Consider the following 1,204-nt stretch of genomic DNA (forward strand, 5'->3'; position numbering starts at 1 on the left):
ATCGGCGAGGCGCTGAGCGTCGATCTGCACGTCGTCACCAGCGAGCTGGCGGCCGCCCTCACCGAAATCCTGCAACCCGATAAGATCATCACCGCCTTAGCCGGCGACGTTGAGGCGCTGCGCGCTGGCAAGAGCAGCGTCAACGACGCTATCGCCCGCAGTCTTCTCGCCAAGCAACTCTTTAACGGCGTCCGCCTGTACCTGAACGGGACGACGATGCTCGCGGATCAGGCGCGTGAGGTTCAACGACTTCCTGAGGCTGCGGAATGATCCGTCGTCGCGTCGCCGAAGCAGATCAGATCTCAGTGGGGAGGGAATGATGGTTGGTGGCATTCGAAGCATGCGCACAGCGGCGGCATTGCTCGCACTCAGCATGTCTGTTGGCCCCGTGCCGGAACCAGTAAGCCGAATTCCGCTGAGCCCTGAACAGGAACGCTATCGCCGACAAGAGCGCAGCCGTCTGCAGAAGCGTGCGCATCAACAGCGCGCGTGGGAACGCAAGCAGCGCCGACAGGCCGAAGACGAGATGCGCGAGCGCCTGCTGCGCCATCGGATCTCGCTGGGTGAGGACGACCGGGCCGACAAGTACCTGCACAGCGCTGCACGTCGCCGTCGTGCTGCCGAAGCTAGGGAGGGCTAAGCCATGGAAGGTATTCTAGCTGGTGTCGGTGTCTTGGTTGTGTTCGGCGTTATCGCTGGCGGGCTCGCCGGTTGTCCGAGCTACAACGTCTACACACAACGCATGGAAGGCGAGGCACAGCTCGCCAAAGCCGAGAGCACGAGGCGCACGCGCGTCTTGGAAGCTCAGGCCGAGAAGGACAGCGCCGGCTTACGCGCCGATGCCGAAGTGATCCGGGCTCAAGGCGTCGCTAACGCCAACAAGATCATCGCCGAGAGCTTGGGCGGCCCCGAGGGCTACCTGCGCTGGCGGTACATTGAGATGCTTCAGGAGACGAGCGGGCATGGCGAGCGGTCGGTGATCTACCTGCCGACTGAGGCCGGGATGCCAATCCTTGAGGCTGGCAAGCGTCCGGGAGCCGCCCGATGAGCGGCCAGCCCGACTCGCACCGGTCTCAGATCCTCCGGCAGCAGTGCAATCGCGTCCTTCGCAGCAAGGACATCCACGATGTCGTAGGCGCCGTCGAGATGATTGCGGCAGACGCAATTCTCAGTCTGCCGGGCATCTCCGAAGCCGCGGCTATCT

Annotated in this window: 3 protein-coding genes; all 3 read left to right on the forward strand. The window is 63.6% G+C overall.

The genetic code is table 11. The features are described from left to right. Positions 1 to 270: hypothetical protein (locus tag MKK88_RS01475; protein ID WP_243996817.1), on the forward strand; the 270-nt coding region annotated here is incomplete at its 5' end. A gap of 49 nt (positions 271 to 319) precedes the next feature. Further along, complete coding sequence (locus tag MKK88_RS01480; protein ID WP_243996818.1) at positions 320 to 640, forward strand: hypothetical protein; 321 nt, start codon at positions 320 to 322, stop codon at positions 638 to 640. A 3-nt stretch (positions 641 to 643) separates the two neighbouring features. Further along, the gene (locus MKK88_RS01485) at positions 644 to 1,048 is read left to right on the forward strand and encodes a membrane protease subunit (RefSeq protein WP_243996819.1); all 405 of its coding nucleotides are present in this window, start codon (positions 644 to 646) and stop codon (positions 1,046 to 1,048) included. Positions 1,049 to 1,204 lie beyond the last annotated feature (156 nt).

The sequence above is a fragment of the Methylobacterium sp. E-005 genome, from assembly GCF_022829725.1.
Classification (GTDB): Bacteria; Pseudomonadota; Alphaproteobacteria; order Rhizobiales; family Beijerinckiaceae; genus Methylobacterium.

What these genes read in the sequence shown, in the direction of transcription:
- MKK88_RS01480 (WP_243996818.1), top strand. Translation starts at nt 320, where the DNA reads ATGGTTGGTGGCATTCGAAGCATGCGCACAGCGGCGGCATTGCTCGCA.
- MKK88_RS01485 (WP_243996819.1), top strand. Translation starts at nt 644, where the DNA reads ATGGAAGGTATTCTAGCTGGTGTCGGTGTCTTGGTTGTGTTCGGCGTT.